The organism is Pseudogemmobacter sonorensis, assembly GCF_042762395.1.
Lineage (GTDB): Bacteria > Pseudomonadota > Alphaproteobacteria > Rhodobacterales > Rhodobacteraceae > Pseudogemmobacter > Pseudogemmobacter sonorensis.
The window spans coordinates 1-18,448 of record NZ_JBEFZE010000038.1; the positions used below are offsets into that span (position 1 = coordinate 1).

The 18,448-nt window shown below is 64.9% G+C and carries 21 protein-coding genes and 2 pseudogenes; 15 read left to right on the top strand and 8 right to left on the bottom strand.

The window, feature by feature from the left end:
- Window positions 1-208: 208 nt before the first annotated feature.
- Window positions 209-1,135: an FAD-dependent oxidoreductase gene (locus ABNX41_RS18910; RefSeq protein WP_438671255.1), complete on the top strand. Its 927-nt coding sequence runs from the start codon at window positions 209-211 to the stop codon at window positions 1,133-1,135.
- A 195-nt stretch (window positions 1,136-1,330) separates the two neighbouring features.
- A pseudogene (locus tag ABNX41_RS21995) lies at window positions 1,331-1,642 on the top strand (P-type ATPase actuator domain-containing protein); the annotation flags it as partial.
- A gap of 585 nt (window positions 1,643-2,227) precedes the next feature.
- Here ABNX41_RS21995 and ahpC read toward each other — a convergent pair.
- The 7 genes from ahpC to ABNX41_RS18950 all read right to left on the bottom strand — a co-directional run bounded on the left by ahpC (window position 2,228) and on the right by ABNX41_RS18950 (window position 5,961).
- Window positions 2,228-2,791 carry an alkyl hydroperoxide reductase subunit C gene (gene ahpC, locus ABNX41_RS18920; RefSeq protein WP_438671285.1) on the bottom strand — a complete coding sequence of 188 codons (564 nt, stop codon included), beginning with the start codon at window positions 2,789-2,791 and terminating at the stop codon, window positions 2,228-2,230.
- A 98-nt stretch (window positions 2,792-2,889) separates the two neighbouring features.
- Window positions 2,890-3,123, bottom strand: coding sequence for a winged helix-turn-helix transcriptional regulator (locus tag ABNX41_RS18925; protein WP_420351441.1), 234 nt, complete (start codon window positions 3,121-3,123; stop codon window positions 2,890-2,892).
- Window positions 3,124-3,187: 64 nt separating this feature from the next.
- A complete protein-coding gene (locus ABNX41_RS18930) occupies window positions 3,188-3,598 on the bottom strand; it encodes a pyridoxamine 5'-phosphate oxidase family protein (RefSeq protein ID WP_438671256.1) in 411 nt (136 codons plus the stop codon).
- A gap of 65 nt (window positions 3,599-3,663) precedes the next feature.
- Window positions 3,664-4,218 (bottom strand): DUF2753 family protein, encoded by a 555-nt coding sequence (locus tag ABNX41_RS18935; RefSeq protein WP_438671257.1) that lies wholly within the window; start codon window positions 4,216-4,218, stop codon window positions 3,664-3,666.
- A 142-nt stretch (window positions 4,219-4,360) separates the two neighbouring features.
- The gene (locus ABNX41_RS18940) at window positions 4,361-5,017 is read right to left on the bottom strand and encodes a hypothetical protein (protein ID WP_438671258.1); all 657 of its coding nucleotides are present in this window, start codon (window positions 5,015-5,017) and stop codon (window positions 4,361-4,363) included.
- On the bottom strand, window positions 5,014-5,481 hold the full coding sequence (locus tag ABNX41_RS18945; protein ID WP_438671259.1) for a Fur family transcriptional regulator: 468 nt from the start codon (window positions 5,479-5,481) through the stop codon (window positions 5,014-5,016). Before ABNX41_RS18945 ends, ABNX41_RS18940 begins: the two co-directional genes overlap by 4 nt.
- Before the next feature lie 30 nt (window positions 5,482-5,511).
- Window positions 5,512-5,961 carry a Fur family transcriptional regulator gene (locus ABNX41_RS18950; RefSeq protein WP_438671260.1) on the bottom strand — a complete coding sequence of 150 codons (450 nt, stop codon included), beginning with the start codon at window positions 5,959-5,961 and terminating at the stop codon, window positions 5,512-5,514.
- A 195-nt stretch (window positions 5,962-6,156) separates the two neighbouring features.
- On the opposite strand from ABNX41_RS18950, the gene ABNX41_RS18955 reads away from it, so the two are divergent.
- The 6 genes from ABNX41_RS18955 to ABNX41_RS18980 all read left to right on the top strand — a co-directional run bounded on the left by ABNX41_RS18955 (window position 6,157) and on the right by ABNX41_RS18980 (window position 11,406).
- Window positions 6,157-7,062 (top strand): metal ABC transporter substrate-binding protein, encoded by a 906-nt coding sequence (locus ABNX41_RS18955; RefSeq protein WP_438671261.1) that lies wholly within the window; start codon window positions 6,157-6,159, stop codon window positions 7,060-7,062.
- Window positions 7,063-7,171: 109 nt separating this feature from the next.
- Window positions 7,172-8,065, top strand: a complete 894-nt coding sequence (locus tag ABNX41_RS18960) for a manganese/iron ABC transporter ATP-binding protein (protein WP_438671262.1) — start codon at window positions 7,172-7,174, stop codon at window positions 8,063-8,065.
- Window positions 8,062-8,925 carry a metal ABC transporter permease gene (locus tag ABNX41_RS18965; protein ID WP_438671263.1) on the top strand — a complete coding sequence of 288 codons (864 nt, stop codon included), beginning with the start codon at window positions 8,062-8,064 and terminating at the stop codon, window positions 8,923-8,925. Before ABNX41_RS18960 ends, ABNX41_RS18965 begins: the two co-directional genes overlap by 4 nt.
- The gene (locus ABNX41_RS18970; RefSeq protein ID WP_438671264.1) at window positions 8,922-9,755 is read left to right on the top strand and encodes a metal ABC transporter permease; all 834 of its coding nucleotides are present in this window, start codon (window positions 8,922-8,924) and stop codon (window positions 9,753-9,755) included. The genes ABNX41_RS18965 and ABNX41_RS18970 overlap by 4 nt, the downstream gene beginning before the upstream one ends.
- A 62-nt stretch (window positions 9,756-9,817) precedes the next feature.
- On the top strand, window positions 9,818-10,024 hold the full coding sequence (locus ABNX41_RS18975) for a hypothetical protein (protein WP_438671265.1): 207 nt from the start codon (window positions 9,818-9,820) through the stop codon (window positions 10,022-10,024).
- Window positions 10,024-11,406, top strand: a complete 1,383-nt coding sequence (locus tag ABNX41_RS18980; RefSeq protein ID WP_438671266.1) for a hemolysin family protein — start codon at window positions 10,024-10,026, stop codon at window positions 11,404-11,406. Before ABNX41_RS18975 ends, ABNX41_RS18980 begins: the two co-directional genes overlap by 1 nt.
- A gap of 189 nt (window positions 11,407-11,595) precedes the next feature.
- On the opposite strand, the pseudogene ABNX41_RS18985 reads toward ABNX41_RS18980, so the two are convergent.
- Window positions 11,596-12,070, bottom strand: a pseudogene (locus ABNX41_RS18985) (transposase); the annotation flags it as partial.
- A gap of 419 nt (window positions 12,071-12,489) precedes the next feature.
- Here ABNX41_RS18985 and ABNX41_RS18990 point away from each other — a divergent pair.
- The 7 genes from ABNX41_RS18990 (at window position 12,490) to ABNX41_RS19020 (ending at window position 18,400) form a co-directional block, all read left to right on the top strand.
- Complete coding sequence (locus tag ABNX41_RS18990; protein ID WP_438671267.1) at window positions 12,490-12,834, top strand: Ldh family oxidoreductase; 345 nt, start codon at window positions 12,490-12,492, stop codon at window positions 12,832-12,834.
- 94 nt (window positions 12,835-12,928) lie between these two features.
- Window positions 12,929-13,156, top strand: a complete 228-nt coding sequence (locus ABNX41_RS18995) for a hypothetical protein (RefSeq protein WP_438671268.1) — start codon at window positions 12,929-12,931, stop codon at window positions 13,154-13,156.
- Between the two features lie 126 nt (window positions 13,157-13,282).
- On the top strand, window positions 13,283-14,521 hold the full coding sequence (locus tag ABNX41_RS19000; RefSeq protein ID WP_438671269.1) for an NAD(P)/FAD-dependent oxidoreductase: 1,239 nt from the start codon (window positions 13,283-13,285) through the stop codon (window positions 14,519-14,521).
- A complete protein-coding gene (locus ABNX41_RS19005) occupies window positions 14,518-15,519 on the top strand; it encodes a 4-hydroxyproline epimerase (protein ID WP_438671270.1) in 1,002 nt (333 codons plus the stop codon). Before ABNX41_RS19000 ends, ABNX41_RS19005 begins: the two co-directional genes overlap by 4 nt.
- A gap of 61 nt (window positions 15,520-15,580) precedes the next feature.
- The gene (locus ABNX41_RS19010) at window positions 15,581-16,807 is read left to right on the top strand and encodes a metal-dependent hydrolase family protein (RefSeq protein ID WP_438671271.1); all 1,227 of its coding nucleotides are present in this window, start codon (window positions 15,581-15,583) and stop codon (window positions 16,805-16,807) included.
- Window positions 16,804-17,352, top strand: coding sequence for a hypothetical protein (locus ABNX41_RS19015; RefSeq protein ID WP_438671272.1), 549 nt, complete (start codon window positions 16,804-16,806; stop codon window positions 17,350-17,352). The genes ABNX41_RS19010 and ABNX41_RS19015 overlap by 4 nt, the downstream gene beginning before the upstream one ends.
- 55 nt (window positions 17,353-17,407) lie before the next feature.
- Window positions 17,408-18,400: a sugar ABC transporter substrate-binding protein gene (locus ABNX41_RS19020; protein ID WP_438671273.1), complete on the top strand. Its 993-nt coding sequence runs from the start codon at window positions 17,408-17,410 to the stop codon at window positions 18,398-18,400.
- Window positions 18,401-18,448 lie beyond the last annotated feature (48 nt).

The window sequence follows — 18,448 nt, forward strand, 5'->3', positions numbered from 1 at the left end:
CACCGGACGGCCCCACTCCCGTCTCGGCTGGCAGACCCCAGCCGAGTTTGCCAAAACCTTCGCCCCGCAACGGGGCCTGACGCTGCGCAACCCGCAAGGCTCCGCGCCAGCCCCCGCTGCCCAAACCGCCCAAGTGGGTAAAACTCAAAACCGGAGGCTCGCTCACGCTGGATAAAAGTCGCGGGCAACGGCAGAGTTCACCTCGCTGGTGCTGGCGTTGTTGCAGGTGGGCGGCTGTCTGCCCAAGACGGAACAGGCGATCCTCGACCAGATCCGGGCGCTGGAGGGCAGCTTCCGGTTCGAGACCTATTTCTCGCTGTCCTGCCAGAACTGCCCCGACGTGGTGCCGGCGCTGAACCTGATGGCGGTGCTGAACCCCGGCATCGAGCATGTCGCCATCGACGGCGCGCTGTTCCAGACCGAGGTCGAGGACCGGCAGATCATGTCGGTGCCGACGATCTTCCTCAACGGCGAGCCATTCGGTGCAGGCCGCATGGGGGCCGAGGAGATCCTGGCCAAAATCGACACGGGTGCCGCCAACCGCGCGGCGCAGGCGATCAACGATCAGGCCCCCTTCGAGGTGCTGGTGGTGGGCGGTGGCCCTGCGGGAGCGGCGGCAGCGGTCTATGCCGCGCGCAAGGGCATCCGCACCGGCGTGGTGGCCGAGCGTTTCGGCGGGCAGCTGCTGGACACGATGGCGATCGAGAACCTGATCTCGGTGCCGCATACCGAAGGCCCGAAACTGGCCGCCGCGCTGGAAACCCATGTGCGCGAATATGAGGTGGAGATCATGAACGCGCAGACTGCGAGCGGGCTCGAACCCGTGGCCGGGGGCTTCCGCGTCACGCTGGCCTCGGGCGCGGCGCTGACGGCGGCCTCGGTGATCCTGTCGACCGGCGCGCGCTGGCGGCGTATGGGCGTACCGGGCGAAGAGCAATACTTCAACAAGGGCATGGCCTTCTGCCCCCATTGCAATGGCCCGCTGTTCAAGGGCAAGCGCATCGCGGTGATCGGCGGCGGCAACTCGGGCGTCGAGGCGGCCATCGACCTCGCCGGTATCGTCGGTCACGTCACGCTGATCGAGTTCGACAGAGCGTTGCGCGCCGATGCGGTGCTGCAACGCAAGCTGCGCTAGCTGCCGAATGTGACGATCCTGACCAATGCCCGCACCACCGAAGTGAAGGGCGACGGCACCCGCGTCGCCGGCCTGACGTGGGAAAACCGCGAAACCGGCGCGGTGGCCGAACTGCCGCTGCAAGGGATCTTCACCACCGGCTTCCTGCTGTCGCTCGGCGAATATCTCAGCGAGTCCACTGCGCGGCGTTCGGACATGCTGCTGCGCGATCTACTGCGCCCGGTCCACCCTTCGATCTGGGTGATGCGCGGCGGGCAGGAGGTCGAGATCCCCGCGGATGCGGTGGTGATCGGCGATACGGTGGTCGTGGCCGCCGGATCGGTCGTCCCGGTGGACGGGCGCGTCCTTTCAGGCACCGCCGGTGTAAACGAAGCCGCGCTGACCGGCGAGGCCGCTCTGGTCGAGAAGACGCGTGGCGCGCGGGCACTGTCGGGTTCGGTGGTGCAGGAGGGACGGATCGCGATCTATGCCGAAAGCGTCGGCGCGGGCACGGTGACCGCCCGGATCGCCGAATATGTCGAACGCTCGCTGGCCGCCAAGGGGCGGATGCAACTGGAGTCTGCCCGGCTCGCCGACCAACTGGTTCCGACGATCCTGCCGGTGGCGACCGGGGCCTTTCTGATCTCAGGCGACTGGCGGCGCCCGGCCTCGGTTCTCCAGGCGGATTACTCCTGTGCGCTTAAGCTGGCGACACCGATCACCTTCCGCTTCGCCATGTATGGCGCGGGGCAGTCGGGTATGCAACGGGGTGATCATGACCAGCGCGTCGGCTTGCGTAATCATGCGGGGTGCTGCGTCCAGAGCGATATCCGCCTCGCCGGTCAGGCTTGCGTGCAGGATTGGGCTTGCCAGAGTGCGCAGTTCCGTCAGTTGAGGAAGCAGAGAGATCGGGGAACGCCGGAGCTCGCCCGCAAAGCATCCGGCAAGAGTGCTGCATTGGGACGGGTTTCCGGTTCCGGCGGACAGGATGGTGACGGTTGGCATCTGGATTTCGCAGCATTGGCCGACTGGGCAGGAGAGCTTCTCCGTCAGCATGTTATCTTTCATGACGGAGGTGGTGGACCGGCGACCTGCCGCCGGTCCATAGATCTGTCAGATCTTGCCGACCAGATCGAGCGAGGGTGCGAGGGTCTGTTCGCCCTCTTGCCACCTCGCCGGGCAGACCTCGCCCGGGTGGTTGCGGACATATTGCGCGGCCTTGATCTTGCGGATCAGGTCCGCAGCATCACGGCCGATGCCCTCGGCTGTGATTTCCAGCGCCTGGATCACGCCATCGGGGTCGATGATGAAGGTGGCGCGGTCGGCCAGACCCTGTTCCTCGCGCATGGCGTCGAAGTTGCGGGTGACGATGCCCACTGGATCGCCGATCATCGCATAGCGGATCTTGCCGATGGTCTCGGAGGCGTCGTGCCAGGCCTTGTGCGTGAAATGCGTGTCGGTCGAGACCGAGAAGACCTCGACACCGAGCTTTTGCAACTCGTCATAGTGGTCGGCCACGTCGCCCAATTCGGTCGGGCAGACGAAGGTGAAATCGGCCGGATAGAAGAAGAACACCGCCCATTTGCCGAGGACGTCCGCTTCGGTGATCTCGATGAACTTGCCGTCCTTGAAGGCCGATGCCTTGAATGCGCGGATTTTCGTGTTGATGAGTGCCATATCGTCTCTCTTGTTCTGAAGGTGACCGGCTGCCGCGAGGGCAGACCTCGCAGGGATCGGTCAGGTTGAAGCTGTTTCCCCCCGAGGCACGGGGCGCCTCAGGGAGGTTCGCGTTCCCAGACGCGGGTCACGCCGATCTTCTCGGCCGGGCGGATCAGCCCGTCCCGCGCCATGCGGCGCAGGAGGTGGAGTGTGCCGCTGCGGCTCATGCCGAGCCGGTCCTGCAACTCGCTCTGGGTCCGGGGGCGGCGCAGTTGATCGAGAACGAACTGGCGTCGGGCGGTGGCCCCGGCATTGCGTCGGCCAAGGTTTTCCGGGGTCTGATTGTGCATTCTTGTTCCCGCCCGACACCTGCTCGCCGGTCCCGCTGGGGATGGGACCGATCCGGTGGCGCCTCTATGCGCTCAACTGATCCATCTTCTTCCCGGCATCGGGACCGGAGCGCAGCGACCAGATCTCGTCGATATGGACGAGGACCGCAAACTTCGGCGTCTTCATGCCGTTTTTGCCCGCAAATTCGACCGCATTGTCGAAGGGGGCTCCTTCGGTGAACAGTTCCGGCGTGCCGAGGAAGCGATAGCCGTCAAGTTTCTCGCGGTCGATCACCGCGACCGCGATTTTCGAGCCGTTCTGCATATTGGTCAGCGTCTGTCCGCCGGTATTTTCGTTGAAGATCAGCGTGCTGTCGTCATAGACGCGCAGGCTGCGCTTGGGGCCGAGATTGGGGATCGCGCCTTCGGTCACCGTCGCCTGGATCGGCGTCTGCGTAGCCAGCATGTCTTTCATGGCCTGGGTCAGGGTCTTCATGGTCCGTCTTTCTTGTCGGGAGAGGGTGCCGCCGCGTGGTCCGCCGGGCAGCATGGCGGTTTGGTTCAGTTCGTGAGACCGCAATGCCCGCAGCTCCGCGGATCGCCCGAGCGCTCCATATGAGCGACAGTATGGCTGACTGCAGCAGCCGCTTCGCGCAGGCAGACGACATAGTGACCGATCGGCGGATCGGCTGCGTCCTGCCGGGCGAGGTGTTCGGCCAGTTCGGAGAGGGTGTATTTCAGGTGCTGGATGCAGGCGATCCGCAGTTCCAGCGGCGTCGCGGGCTGGCGGGCTGCACCGATCAGCCTGTCGAAGGCCAGGATCAGAAGACGGCGGCATTCAGCCTCATTGCCGTCCTGAGCGGAAAGCTGCGCCAGGTTGTGACAGGCGATATTCATGATCGCCGGCAGCGGAACGGCCGTGTCTGCCGGATTCATCGTGGCGAACAGCCTCTCGGCTTCCTCAAGGCCCCGCGTGTAGAGCTTCCGGGCCGGCTCCACCGCGCCGTCCTTGAACGCCTGATTGGCCGCCGAGGTCAGCTCCAGCCAGCGATGATCGCGCAGGATCGGGATCGCGGATGCGATGGAGAGGTTTTCGGGCATGGTGCGGGCGTTCATGGGGTGTCTCCGGTGAGGTTCGATTGGACATGAAGGGACCGTTGCGTGACCTGCACGCATCCCCGTCAGGCGGAAGGTGGCTGGCTCGGCTCAGGGGCCCCTTGGGGAACGGGCCTGGTCGATTGGTTGTGGGTCGGGTCTCTCAACTGGCACGCAGGCTCTCCTGACACTGGGCGGCATTCCGTGGTGGGCCGCTGTTCAGGAGGGTGGCGATGATGGCAAGCCCGTGGGCGATGCCGAGAATGGATTTGATGGTTTCGTCCGCAGCGTCGGCCATCCGCGCGGCCTTTATCCGGGGCTGAAGATCAATATGACCGGTCCAGGCCGCTGCTGCCGCAAGCGCGTAGAGTGCGACTGTCAGCCCGTCATGATCCTGATGCAAGATGGCCGAGGGTTCGACGGTTTCTGCCGAATTTTCGGCACGGGCATCCGATTGCGGATCACCGCCCGCAGCAGTGTTCACAACAGGCCGCCCCGCCAACAGAGTTGCCACTGTTACCCGCCGCGCCAGATCCCGCGTCTGATGGGTGATCCGTCCCTCAGCATCCCGCAGCACGGCCTGGATCAACTCGGGGTTTCCGGTGGCGATGGCGGCTGCGATGGCAGAGCCCCATTTCCGGTCCTCGCTCAGCGATCCGGAGTCGTGACCGAGGTCAAGGCAGAGCCGCGCCCCCGCCATTTCCGCCCATGCGGGCAAGGTTGCGCAGAGGGCGGCGAGAGGGCGCAGCGACTGTTTGCCGGGAGAATGGGCGATCAGCGGTCGGCGCGCGATCTGACGCAGATGCTGACGACGGTTCATCGTTCCCCTCCTGTGCATTGCTGTGCGACGGGTTCCAGACGGATCACCACGTCGATATTGGCGATCCGGTAGCCGTGCGGCGGCTCTGGCAGCCGCGCGAAGGCGATCTCTTCCGGCTCGATGTCGATCACCCGGTTGTCGGCCTCGACATGGAAATGGTGATGGTCGCCGGTGCCGATGTCGAACTGTGCCGGACCGCCGGCCGTGGCGAGGCGGCGGATCAGACCATGCGCGGCGAACTCGCTCAGCGTGTTGTAGACCGTCGCCAGCGACAGGCGCTGTCCGGCCTCCATCGCGGCAGCGAAGATCTCGTCGGCGGTGAAATGGTGATAGCTCTGACCGAACAGGATCTCGGCGATGGCGCGGCGCGGGCGGGTGCTGCGCAGCCCTGCCGTGTCCAGCAGCTTTGCGCCTGCCGGGGCCGGGCGGGACAGGTCGGTCTGGAGGATGGTTTCCTGGTGCATGGCGGCTGATGTGTCGCTGTGGTTTCGGGGTCAGGATCTGTGGACGGAGGTGCCATCCCGCCGGATGCGGCAGAGAACATCGACGCCGGAAAAGGTGTAACCGGGCGGAGGGGGCGGCAGATCGCCAAGGCGGATCAGATCGGGCGGAATGTCGAGCAGGCGGTCTTCGTCCTCAACGTAGAAATGATGATGATCTTCGCCGCGCAGCTCATACCAGGCGGTGTTGCCGTAGATCGGCACCCGGCGCATGAGGCCCGAGGCGCAGAAATGCTTGAGGCTGCCATAGACGCGGCTGAGCGATCCCGGGGCGCCCCGCCTGCGCACTTCGTCGTAAAGCCCTTCGGCCGAGACATGTGCCGGAGGCTGGCCGAACAGGATGTCAATCATCGCCAGGCGCTGCCGGGTCGCACGCAGGCCGACATCCGCCAGGATGCGGCGTGCTTGGTCGGTGGCAAGCCCGGTGTCGTTGCTCGGCGTCATGATCGGCCTCATGTGTTGCGAGTGAGTCGCAACAAGGATGCGCCGGGCGGTCAGATGGGGTCAAGCAAATATTGAGAATGAATTGCAGTTGCATTATTGCGCCAATCCGGTATTCATGTTGCGACTCACTCGCAACTTGTTCGGAAGCGACCCTGCGGCGGTGATCTGGTCCATGGAAACAGGAAAGGAATTCCCATGTCTTCGTCACTGGCGCGTCTTCTTGGCGCTGTAACGGCAACGGCTCTGATGGCGGGTGCTGCCATGGCCGACGGGGATCGGTTGAAGGTGGTGACGACCTTCACCGTTCTGGCCGACATGGCGCAACGGGTTGCCGGGGACGCGGCGGACGTGGTGTCGATCACGGTGCCGGGCGCCGAGATCCACGGCTACGAGCTGACGCCGCAGGACATCGTGCGGGCCCAGGATGCCGATCTGATCCTGTGGAACGGCATGAACCTGGAACTGTGGTTCGAACAGTTCCTGCGCAATCTGGGCGATGTGCCCTCGGTCACGCTGACCGACGGGATCGACCCGATCTCCATCTCGGGCGGGGAATACGACGGCAAGCCGAACCCCCATGCCTGGATGGGGCTCGACAATGCGCTGATCTATATCGACAACATCCTCGCGGCCTTCGCCGAACACGACCCTGAAAACGCGGCGACCTATGTGGCGAATGCTAACGCCTACAAGGCCGAGTTGCGCGCCACTCTGGAGCCCCTGCGTCGTCAGATCGCCGAGGTGCCGGAGGCGCAGCGCTGGCTGGTGACCTGCGAGGGGGCTTTCAGCTATATCGCCCGCGATTTCGGGATGCAGGAGCTTTACCTCTGGCCGATGAACTCGGATGCGATGGGCACGCCGCAGCAGGTGCGGGCGGTGATCGACGGGGTTCGTGCGAACGATATCCCTGTCGTCTTCTGCGAGAGCACCGTGAACACCGCCCCGGCCCGGCAGGTCGCGCGCGAGACCGGCGTCCGCTACGGTGGCGAGCTTTACGTCGACAGCCTGTCCGAGCCGGATGGCCCGGTGCCGACCTATCTCGACCTGTTGCGGGTGACCTCGGAGACGATCGCTGCGGGCCTGACGGCATCCGCCGAGTGATCTGACAGAATGTGACACCAGAGCCTGTCGTGCTAGGTTTGCACGGCAGGTTCGGCCGTTCGGCAGGCGGCATCCGGGCGACCGACCCTCTCCGGCAGAAAGACGACAGATGATGCATGACAATTCGATCCATGCCGATGACGATGCCGATGGCGGGGCGGGGATCACCGCCCGCGATGTGACCGTGACCTACCGCAACGGCCATACCGCCCTGCGCAATGCCAGTTTCCAGATCCCGAAGGGCACCGTGACGGCGCTGGTCGGCGTCAACGGCGCGGGGAAATCCACGCTTTTCAAGGCGGTCATGGGTTTCGTGCCGGTCGCGAAGGGCGAGATCCGGCTTCTGGGCCTGACGGTGAAGGAGGCGTTGAAGAAGAACCTCGTCGCCTATGTGCCCCAGTCGGAGGAGGTTGACTGGACATTCCCCGTCCTCGTCGAGGATGTGGTGATGATGGGCCGCTACGGCCATATGGGCTTTCTGCGCCGCCCGTCGAAGGCCGATCATGCGGCGGTCAGCGCGGCGCTTGCGCGCGTCAACATGCAGGATTTCCGGCATCGCCAGATCGGCGAGCTGTCGGGCGGGCAGAAGAAGCGCGTCTTCCTCGCCCGCGCGCTGGCGCAGGACGGGCAGGTGATCTTGCTGGACGAGCCCTTCACCGGCGTCGACGTGAAGACCGAGGAGCAGATCGTTTCGCTGCTGCGCGAGTTGCGCGCCGAGGGGCGGGTGATGCTCGTCTCCACCCACAACCTCGGCTCGGTGCCGGAATTCTGCGACCGGGTGGTGCTGGTCAAGGGCACGGTGCTGGGATACGGCCCGACCGAGACCACCTTCACCCGCGAGAATCTGGAGGCTGCCTTCGGCGGCGTGCTGCGCCATTTCACCCTCGGCGGCGATGCGCTGCACGACGATGCCGACACGCGCCATGTCACCATCCTGACCGACGACGAGCGGCCGCTGGTGCAATACGCTGGCCGCACCCATACGCGGGAGGGGGCGAAGTGACGGTGCTCCTCGAACCTTTCGCCTACAACTACATGACCAATGCCATGTGGGTCTCGGCGCTGGTCGGCGGGGTCTGTGCCTTTCTGTCGGCCTATCTGATGCTCAAGGGCTGGTCGCTGATAGGCGACGCGCTTTCGCATTCGGTCGTGCCCGGCGTGGCGGGCGCCTATATGCTGGGCCTGCCCTTTGCGCTCGGCGCCTTCCTCTCGGGCGGGCTGGCGGCGGCGGCGATGCTGTTCCTGTCGGACCGTTCGGGGCTGAAGGTCGATGTGGTGATCGGGCTGATCTTCACCTCGTTCTTTGGGCTGGGGCTGTTCATGGTCTCGGTCAACCCGATGTCGGTCTCGGTCCAGACCATCACCATGGGCAATATCCTCGCCATCACGCCCGAGGATACCTTGCAACTTGCGATCATCGGCTTCGTCTCGCTCGGCGTGCTGCTGCTGAAGTGGAAGGACCTGATGGTGGTGTTCTTCGACGAAAGCCATGCGCGGTCGATCGGCCTGCGGCCCGGCCTGCTGAAGGCGGTGTTCTTCGTCCTGCTGTCGGCCTGCGTCGTGGCCGCGATGCAGACCGTGGGGGCGTTTCTGGTGATCGCCATGGTGGTGACGCCGGGGGCCACGGCCTATCTGCTCTGCGACCGCTTCCCGCGGCTGATCATGCTTTCGGTCGCCATCGGCACGGTGACGAGCTTCACCGGCGCCTATGCGAGCTATTTCCTCGACGGGGCGACGGGCGGGATCATCGTCTGCCTTCAGACGCTGATCTTCCTCGCCGCCTTCGTCTGGGCGCCCAAGCATGGATTGCTGGCGGCAAAGGCCAAGGCCCGCGCAGCCTTGCGTGAGGAGGCGGTTCAATGATCGACCAGCTTTTGCTGCCCTTCCAGTTCGGCTTCATGCAGAACGCCTTCTGGATCGCCGCCATCGTGTCGGTGCCGACCGCGCTGCTGTCGTGTTTACTCGTCCTCAAGGGCTGGGCGCTGATGGGCGATGCGATCACCCATGCGGTGCTGCCGGGGATCGTGCTGGCCTATATCTTCGGCTTCCCGCTGATCCTCGGTGCGTTCGGGGCGGGCATGTTCACCGCCGTCGCCACCGGATACCTGGCCGAGAACAGCCGCGTGAAGCAGGACACCGTGATGGGCGTGGTCTTTTCGGGCATGTTCGGCCTCGGGATCGTGCTCTACACCTCGATCACCTCGGACGCGCACCTCGATCACATCCTGTTCGGCAACATGCTGGGGGTGGGCAGCGACGATCTGTGGACGGCAGGTATCATCGGCCTGGTGGTCTCCGTCCTGCTTGTGCTGAAATGGAAGGACCTGATGCTGCACGCCTTCGACCCTGCGCAGGCAAGGGTCTCGGGGCTGCCGGTCGGGCTTCTGCACTATGGACTGCTGACGGTGCTGTCGCTGACCATCGTCGCCACAATGGCGGCGACCGGGCTGATCCTGGCCGTCGGCCTGCTGATCGCGCCGGGCGCCATCGCTTTCCTGGTCACCCGCAGCTTCGGCAGGATGCTCGCGGTCTCGGTCGTGGTCTGTCTCGTTTCGATGCTGGGCGGGGTCTATGCGAGCTTCTTCCTCGACAGTGCACCGGCGCCCACCGTGGTGCTGATCCTGACCGCGGTCTTCATCGCGGCCTTCGTCCGCAAGATCCGCCAGCAGCGCAGGGTGGCGGCCGCGATCTGAGCAAAACGATGCGGTGGCCGGGCCTTCCCTGGCCGCTTCGTTTTTTTAATAGGACAGGCAACATGCCGGTTTCGGACAATGTGGACCGCCCATTCTCTCGACCGTGGCGCAAACCCACATTGGGACATTACATCTTCTGGCGCCTGTTCTCCGGCCATCCGACGGGCAGACCGGAAGATCATCCCGAACAGATCCAACCGGATGGCCGCATCCCGGATCAATCGCGAAATGATGCGCCGGACGATCCCGGCCGGGAGCGCGGGCTGTGATGGAGTTCCTCGACTGGACCATCCCGCTCAAGCTGTTCGCCGTCATCGTTCTGGTTGTCGCCAACGGCTTCTTCGTCGCATCGGAGTTTTCGCTGGTGGCGCTGCGGCGCTCACGGATCGACCAGATGCGCAACGAGGGGCACCCACTCGGGAAGGACCTGACCCGCGCCAGCGACAATCTCGACGCCTATCTGGCGGCGACGCAGATCGGCATTACGCTTTCGTCGCTCGGTCTCGGCTGGATCGGCGAACCCGCGGTCGCCGCTGTTCTGGGGCCGCTGTTCTCCGGTATGCCCGCACCTTTCAACTGGCTGGGCAGTCACACCGCCGCTTTCATCATCGCCTTCAGCCTCGTCACTTTCCTGCATGTGGTTTTCGGCGAGTTGCTTCCCAAAAGCCTCGCCATTCAGAGATCGGAACAGGTGGCGCTGCGGATCACCCGTCCGCTTGCGATCTTTCTCCTCATCTTCCGCCCCCTGCTTTATGTTCTGAACGGTTTTGCCAACTGGGTGTTGCGCAAGATCGGCCTCGACCCGGCAACCGGCGAAGGTCACCTCTATTCCATGGAGGAGTTGCGGCTGCTCATCTCGGCCTCGAATGAAGCCGGGCTGATCCACAAGGCGCAGGGGAACCTTGTCGATCGTGCCCTGACAATGGGCGACCGCAAGGCGCTGGCCTATATGACACCTGCCGTCGATCTGGAATGGGTGGAGGCGGGTCGTCCCGTGGCGGAAACCCGGGCGCAAATGCTGGCAAGCCCCTACAGCCGCTTTCCGGTCAGGATCGGCGATGGCGGGCAGATCGGCATCGTCACGGCCAAGACCATCCTTGGTCTCGATCCGTCGCTGCCCTCGCTTCCGCCCGAGGCAATCATGGAGGCGGTTTTCGTCCCGGAATATGCGCGGGTGCCCCAGGTCATGGAAGAGTTCCGGCGCAAGCATCTCGAATGTGTTCTGATCCTCGACGAACTGGGCGATCTCGAAGGCATGTTGACGACACATGACCTGTTCGACGCGCTGGCCGGGGACAGCCGATTGCCGCCGCAAAAGGTCAAGATCAAGCCCCGGAAAGCGGGAACGCCAGCGCAGCCAACCCAGATCGAGGATGGCCGGATATTCGATGCCGGTCTTCCCGTTGACGAGTTCGCGCGGATGGTCGGGCGGCCGCTTTTCGGGATGGAGGAGAACCGCTGGTATAATACGCTCGCTGGCTTCGCTCTTGAGCGGTTGAGGCAACTGCCAGAAGTTGGACAGCGTTTTGCCCACGATGGTCTTCTTTTCGAGATTGCCGAGATCCGTGATCGGAGAATTTTGCGGATATCCGTCTTTGATCAAAGTGGTCCTCGTCTGGAAGAGGCGGCCCTTGTGAAAGAGACGGGGTAGTATTCACAGGTCAGGTGGCTGATCTGGTTCCACAGTTGGTGGCCAGACCTGAGAAGAGATGACTGGTCGGCTTGATGCGACGAGATAACTGTGCCCGCCGTCTGGGCTGGGTGTTTGATCCCACGGTTTGATGGTGCGATCCTTTCTTTGGAATGGAAGGATGCGCTATGGGACAAGTTCGTCACGGCAGCGCCACGATCGAGCCAGCGAGGCGCCACCGGTTCGAGCCCGCTGGCGAGGGCACGCTGTCCGAGCAGCAATACAGCGATCGCAAGCTTCGCTCGCGCAGCTGATCCCCGTGCTGTCCACCAGCAGATGCAGCGGCCCGGGCGCGGCACGATACGGGATCTGCACCTTCAGGTGCTTCTGCCGGCGGCAGAGCGTCCGTGTAATCCGGCACCGGCCAGTCGAGCCCGCTCAGGGACAGAAGGCTCTCCACGAATCCTGTCGTTTGACGGAGCGGCAACCCGAACAGCACCTTGATCGAGAGGCAGAACTGAATGGCCGCCGCCGAGAACCTCTCAGGATGACCCGCCTTGCCGCTCGGGGCCGCGAACCATGACATCTGCGGGTCAAGCCATACCAGCAGCGAGCCGCGGCGCTTCAGAGCCTGGCCGTAGCTGGACCAGTTCGTCGTGCGAAAAAGGGGGACGGCCTTGCTCATATGCCTATCCCAAACCCCTGACCCACAAACATGATTCCGCAAGTCAGAGGGATAGCGCAACAAAGCGCGGTGCGCCTCGATCTCTTCGGCGATGGTGCGCAGAAAGGCGGCGCGGGCCGCGCGCGTCGTCCAGTCATAGGTCCAGAAGGCCTCGGCCGCGGTGGCGCCCGCGCGCGCGACAAGCTCCGGCGTGCCGACGAGATAGGCATGGGCCGGTCCGAAGGCGGGCGCGGAAAGGAAGGTTTCCGGCCCCTCGCTCCATTCGCCCGCGATGAAATGCCTGCCGATGGGGGGTGAATGCCATGTCGCGCCCCTTTCCTTGCTGGGCAGAACCGGCGGATGCGCCGCCTCTGGCCCGCCCCTCATGTATATTTTATATATACAATACGCAACGACAGCATTGGGTCAGGGAAACCGCCATGAGCCACATCATGACCACCCAGGCGGTGACGGATCACGGTCTTACCGCGCTGGTCATGTGCCCGGGCTATGCCACCGTCGTCCCCACCGGCGGCGTGGCAGCGCTTCTCGGCGCCAATCCTTTCGCCTTCCGCTGGCCGCGCCGCGACAACCCTCCCTATGTGTTCGATTTCGCGACCTCGGTCGCCGCGCGGGGCGAGATAGAATTGCATCGCCGCGCCGCCCCCCTGCCCGAGGGGCGGGCGCTGGATGTCGCGGGCCGACCGACCTCCGATCCCGAGGCGGCGCTTCTCGGCGCGATGCTGCCGTTCGTGAACATAAGGGGTCCGCCATCGGCACGATGATCGAGCTTCTGGCCGCCGTCATGATCGACGATCTGAGCAGCCCCAAGGTGCTAGGGTACCGAGGTCCACCAGCCTTTCGCCCATGCATGGCGAGATGGTCATCGCCCTCTCGCCCGAGAGATTCGCAGCCGGGCGGTCGGCCGATCCCTTCGTGCGGGCGGAAATTATATTCGACGCGATCACGGGAGAGGGCGCGCGATTGCCCCTTCAGCAGCGTTTCGCGGTGCGCGCCGCCGCGACGTTGGGCGGCATCACCCTTTCGCAGACCGAGGTCGCACAGCTTGACCGCTTTCTTGATCAAGGCATTACCGCGGTCCGCTGAGCAGACTGCACGAAAGCCCGGCAGTCAGCGTCGGATCGCCCAAAATCCACGCCGATAAAATAAATATTTCTTGTCGACAGCAAAGATACGCTGCCATATGTTTTCAGGACACGGGGAGAAACAGCAATGCGCATCGCGGTGATCGGGGCTGGCGTGATCGGGGCGACCCTTGCGCTCACGCTTGTTCGCCGCGGCCATGAGGCCACCCTGATCGACCGTTCCGACGGGGCCGAGGCGGCGGTGACGGGCAATGCCGGGGCCTTTGCCTTCGCCGATGTGATCCCGATGGCGACGCCGGGCATCCTGCGCAAGGCGCCGTTGTGGCTGCTGGATCCCGACGGGCCGCTGTCGATCCCGCCCGCCTATCTGCCGCGGATCGCGCCTTGGCTGGCCCGCTTCTGGCGCGCCTCCTGGCGGGACCGCTACGCCGCCGCCGTCGCCGCGCAAGCCGCGCTGATGGCGCTGTCGCAAGCCGCACTTGAACGGCTGGTCGTGCAGGAGGGGCTTGCGCCGTTTCTGCGCCGCGAAGGCCAGTTGCAGGTCTATGAGGGCGAGGCCGCCTTCCGCTCAAGCCTGCCCGGCTGGGAGGAGCGCCGCGCAGCAGGGGTGAATTTCCACCTGATCGAGAGCGCCGCCGCGCTGGCCGAGATCCAACCTGGCCTAGCGCCGCGATTCACCCATGGCGGCTGGACGTCCGGCTGGATCAATGTCACCGATCCCGCGCTCTGGACCCGCGCTCTGGCGGAAAAGTCGGGGGCCGCGCGCCTGCGCGCCCAGGCGGCGGGACTGCGCATCGGCCATGACGGTATCGCCGTGGATCTGGGCGGCGACGCGCCGCTTTTCGACCGGGTGGTGATCGCCGCCGGGGCATGGTCCGGGCCGCTTGCCCGGTCGGCGGGCCTGTCGTTGCCGCTTGAGACCGAGCGCGGCTACAATACGACCCTTCCCGCCGGGGCCTTCGATCTGCGCACCCATCTGACCTTCGCCGATCACGGCTTTGTCGTATCGAAGATCGGCGAGGGGCTGCGCATCGGCGGCGCGGTCGAGCTGGGCGGGCTGAAACGCGCGCCGCGCATGAGCCGGGCCGAGGTTCTCCTGCGCAAGGCGGCGGGATTTCTGCCCGGCCTCGTCACCACCGGCGGCAGGCAATGGATGGGTTTCCGCCCCTCGATGCCCGACAGCCTGCCGGTGATCGCCGCCGCCCCCCGCGACCCCCGCATCTTGCTTGCCTTCGGCCATGGTCATCTGGGCCTGACGCAAAGCGCAGGCACCGCCGAGATCGTCGCCGATCTGCTTGAGGAGCGCGCGCCCTCCATCGACATCGGCCCCTTCCGCCCCACCCGTTTTGCCGGAGCCTCGCGATGAGCGTTCATTCCTTCCTTTGTTTCGATGGCCATACCTGTGGCAATCCGGTGCGTCTTGTCGCCGGTGGCGGCCCGCTTCTCAACGGCGCGGACATGATCGAGAAGCGCGCCGACTTCCTGGCCAACTGGGACTGGATCCGCACCGGGCTGATGTTCGAGCCGCGCGGCCACGACATGATGTCGGGATCGATCCTCTATCCGCCGACGCGGCCGGATTGCGATATCGCGGTGCTGTTCATCGAAACCTCGGGCTGCCTGCCGATGTGCGGCCATGGCGCCATCGGCACCATCACCATGGCGATCGAGAACGGGCTGATCCCGCCGCGCGAACCGGGTCGGCTGTCCATCGACGCGCCCGCGGGCAAGGTCGAGATCGAATACCGGCAGGAGGGCCGCTTCGTCGAGGAGGTTCGGCTGACCAATGTGCCCGCCTTCCTGTATGCCGAGGGGCTGACCGCCGAGGTCGAGGGCCTGGGCGAGATCGTCGTCGACGTGGCCTATGGCGGCAATTTCTACGCCATCGTCGAGCCGCAGAAGAATTTCCGCGACATGGCCGATTTCACGGCGGGCGAGCTGATCGGCTTCTCCCCCCGGCTACGCGCCGCACTGAACGCGAAATACGAATTCATCCATCCCGAAAAGCCCGCGATCAACGGGCTGTCGCATATCCAGTGGACCGGCGCACCGACGGTTGCGGGCGCCGATGCGCGCAATGCGGTCTTCTACGGCGACAAGGCCATCGACCGCAGCCCCTGCGGCACCGGCACTTCGGCGCGCATGGCGCAACTGGCCGCCAAGGGGCGGTTGTCGGTCGGCGATGCCTTCCATCATGAATCGATCATCGGCTCGATCTTCAAGGGCCAGGTCGAGGCCGCCGCCAGTGTGGGCGAGCGTGCCGCGATCATCCCCTCCATCGGCGGTTGGGCGCGGCAGACCGGCATCAATGCCATCACCATCGACGACCGCGACCCCTATGCCCATGGCTTCGTGGTCAGGTGAGCCGCGGCAGAAACCCGCGAACCAGACAGCCCAACGAAGACAGCGCGATATAGACAGGCCCATGACGACAATCACCTATAGCAATGCCCGGCTTCTCGACCTTGACGCAGGCGCGCTGACCGCGCGCACCAGCCTGACGCTCGTCAACGGCCGGATCGCCGCGCAGGGCGCGCCCGAGGGCGGCGAGATCGTGGATCTGGACGGGCTGACGCTGATGCCCGGCCTGATCGATTGCCACTTCCATGTCGTGGCCTGGCAACTCGACCTGTGGTCGAACGTCATCGCACCCGACAGCCTTGCCGCTCTGCGCGCCGCCACGGTGATGGAAGAGCTTCTCGGCAAGGGCTTCACCACCGTGCGCGATCTCGGCGGCGCGGATTTCGGCCTTGTGCGCGGCGTCGAGGAGGGGCTGATCGACGGTCCCGACCTGATTATCTGCGGCAAGGCCCTTTCGATGACCGGCGGCCATACCGATCTGCGCCCGCGCACCGACATCCGCCCCGACGCGATGGGAGAGCGGCTGGGCAACATGGGGGCCATCGTGGATGGCGTGGACGAGGTGCGCCGCTTCTGCCGCACCCAGATCAAGCAGGGCGCGCGCTTCATCAAGGTCATGGCGAATGGCGGTGTATCTTCGCCCAACGACCCCATCGACGGGCTTCAATATTCCGACGACGAATTGCGGGCCATGGTCGAGGAGGCGGGCAACGCCAACACCTATGTCTCGGCCCATGTCTATTCCGATGCCTCGATCCGGCGCTGCGTGAAGCTGGGGATCACTTCTCTCGAACATTGCAACCTGATCTCTCCCGAGACGGCGAAACTTGCCGCCGAGGCAGGCTGCATCGCCATTCCCACGCTTGCCGCCTATGAGGGGCTGGCGCTTGAGGGCAAGACCTTCGGTTTCGGCGACGCCGAATATGCCAAGATCGAAACCGTGCGCACCGGCGGCCAGAACTCTCTGAAATATATGCGCGATGCCGGGCTGCCGATGGCATTCGGCACCGATCTTCTCGGCCAGTTGCGTAAATATGGCGGACTTGAATTCGGTCTCCTAGCCAAGGTGCTTTCGCCCGTCGAGATCCTGCGCGACATGTATCGAGCCGGGGCCCGGCTGTGCCGGATGGAAGGCGAGATCGGCACGCTGAAACCCGGGGCCCGCGGCCATCTGATCGCCGTCAGGGGCAACCCTCTTGAGGATATCTCCATCCTCGGCGATGCGGCGGCGAACATCCCCCTTGTCATCAAGGACGGCAAGATCCGCCGCGACCGGAGGGCGGCGGCATGAGGCCCGACCTGCTTCATGCCCATGCCCTTGCCGCCCAGCCACATGGCGCCGCGAAGGTCTTTTCCCATGCCCTCGAAGGCATTGATGCGGCGGCACCCTCGCTCCTGACCACGGCCTCGGTCTACGACCTTGCGAACATGCGCTCGCGCCGCGTCTTCACCCAGGATGCAGCCGCCTATCCGACCGGCAATTTCAAGCGCCTCGACCGCAACCTCTATTACGAGCGCGTGATCGAGGGGCGGCAGCCCTTCACCTCGACGACGATCGAGGAAATCGCGACCGTCTTCTTCGACTGGGAAAAGATCCGGGCGCTTGGCTTCGAATCCAACATGAACCTGCCCGCCATCGCCGATGGCCAGGTGATCGGCACGGTCAACCTTTTGAACCGCGCGGGTCACTTCACGCCGGAGCGCGTCGCCGCCGCGATGGAATGGCAGCCGGTGGTGACGCTCGCCTTCCTGCTGCTGCACCAGCGCGGCGCCGAAACCGCGACGCTGCATCCCGCCGACGCCCAGCCGCAGATCGCCGAAGGCAGAGAGGGCTGACGCCCTTCAAGAAAATAACAGCCCGGCCGCATGGTCGATCAACAGGAGAAATAGAATGACCAGATCCATGACCGCCCTTGCAATGCTTTTCGCGCTGGCGCCGATGGCCGCGACCGCGCAGGAAGACGGCCTCCGCATCGCCTTTCTCGCCGCATCCAGCCAGAATGGCTACAACGACGCGACCTGGCGCGGCGTTCAGGCTGCCGCGGCCGAGCTTGGCAATGTCGATGTCGAGATCTTCGACGGCCAGTTCAGCGCCACCGTGCAGTTCAGCCAGGTCGAGGACATCATCGCCTCGGGCCGTTTCGACGGCATAGTCATCGCCCCGAACGACACCGTGGGCATCGCCACCGTGCTTGAGGATGCCGTCGCGGCGGATATCCTTGTCGCCTCGGTCCTGTTCCCCGTCGGCCCCGAACTGACCAATATGGAACCGCAGGTTCCCGGCCTGACCGTCACCGTCGCCCAGAACCCCGAAACCGGCGCCATCGCGCAAGCCGAGGCCGTGGCCGATTTCTGCGCCGATCTGGACCCATGCAACGTGGTCGTCTTCATGGGCCAGAAGATCTTCCCCTTCGACAACCTGCGCAACGAAGCCCAGATGTCGGTCCTCGGCCAGCATGCGAATATCCGCGTCGTGGCGACAGGCGAGGGCAATTACAGCCCCGATACCGCCCTCATCTCGATGACCGACATCCTTCAGGCCAATCCCCAGGTGCATGCCGTGCTCGGCTCTGCCGACCAGCATCTGATCGGGATCGAGATCGCGCTCGAGGATGCCGGGATCGAGGTCGAGCCGGTCTATCTGATCGGCGGCGGCTTCAACCAGATCACCGTCGACGCGATCCGCGAGGGCCGTTTCGACGCCACGCTGTCGCAAAACCCCTATACCGAGGGCTATCTGGCGGCCAAATCCCTGGTCGACGTGTCGCGCGGCGGCGAAAGCCCCACCTGGATCGATCCCTCGGCCTCGATCTCCAACCCGCTCATCGTGACCAAGGAATGGCTTGACGCCAATACCGACTTCACCGCCGAATGGGAAGGCTGAGCAAGGCTCGACCGACCGGGCCGGGATCAGCACCGGCCTGCCCGTCCC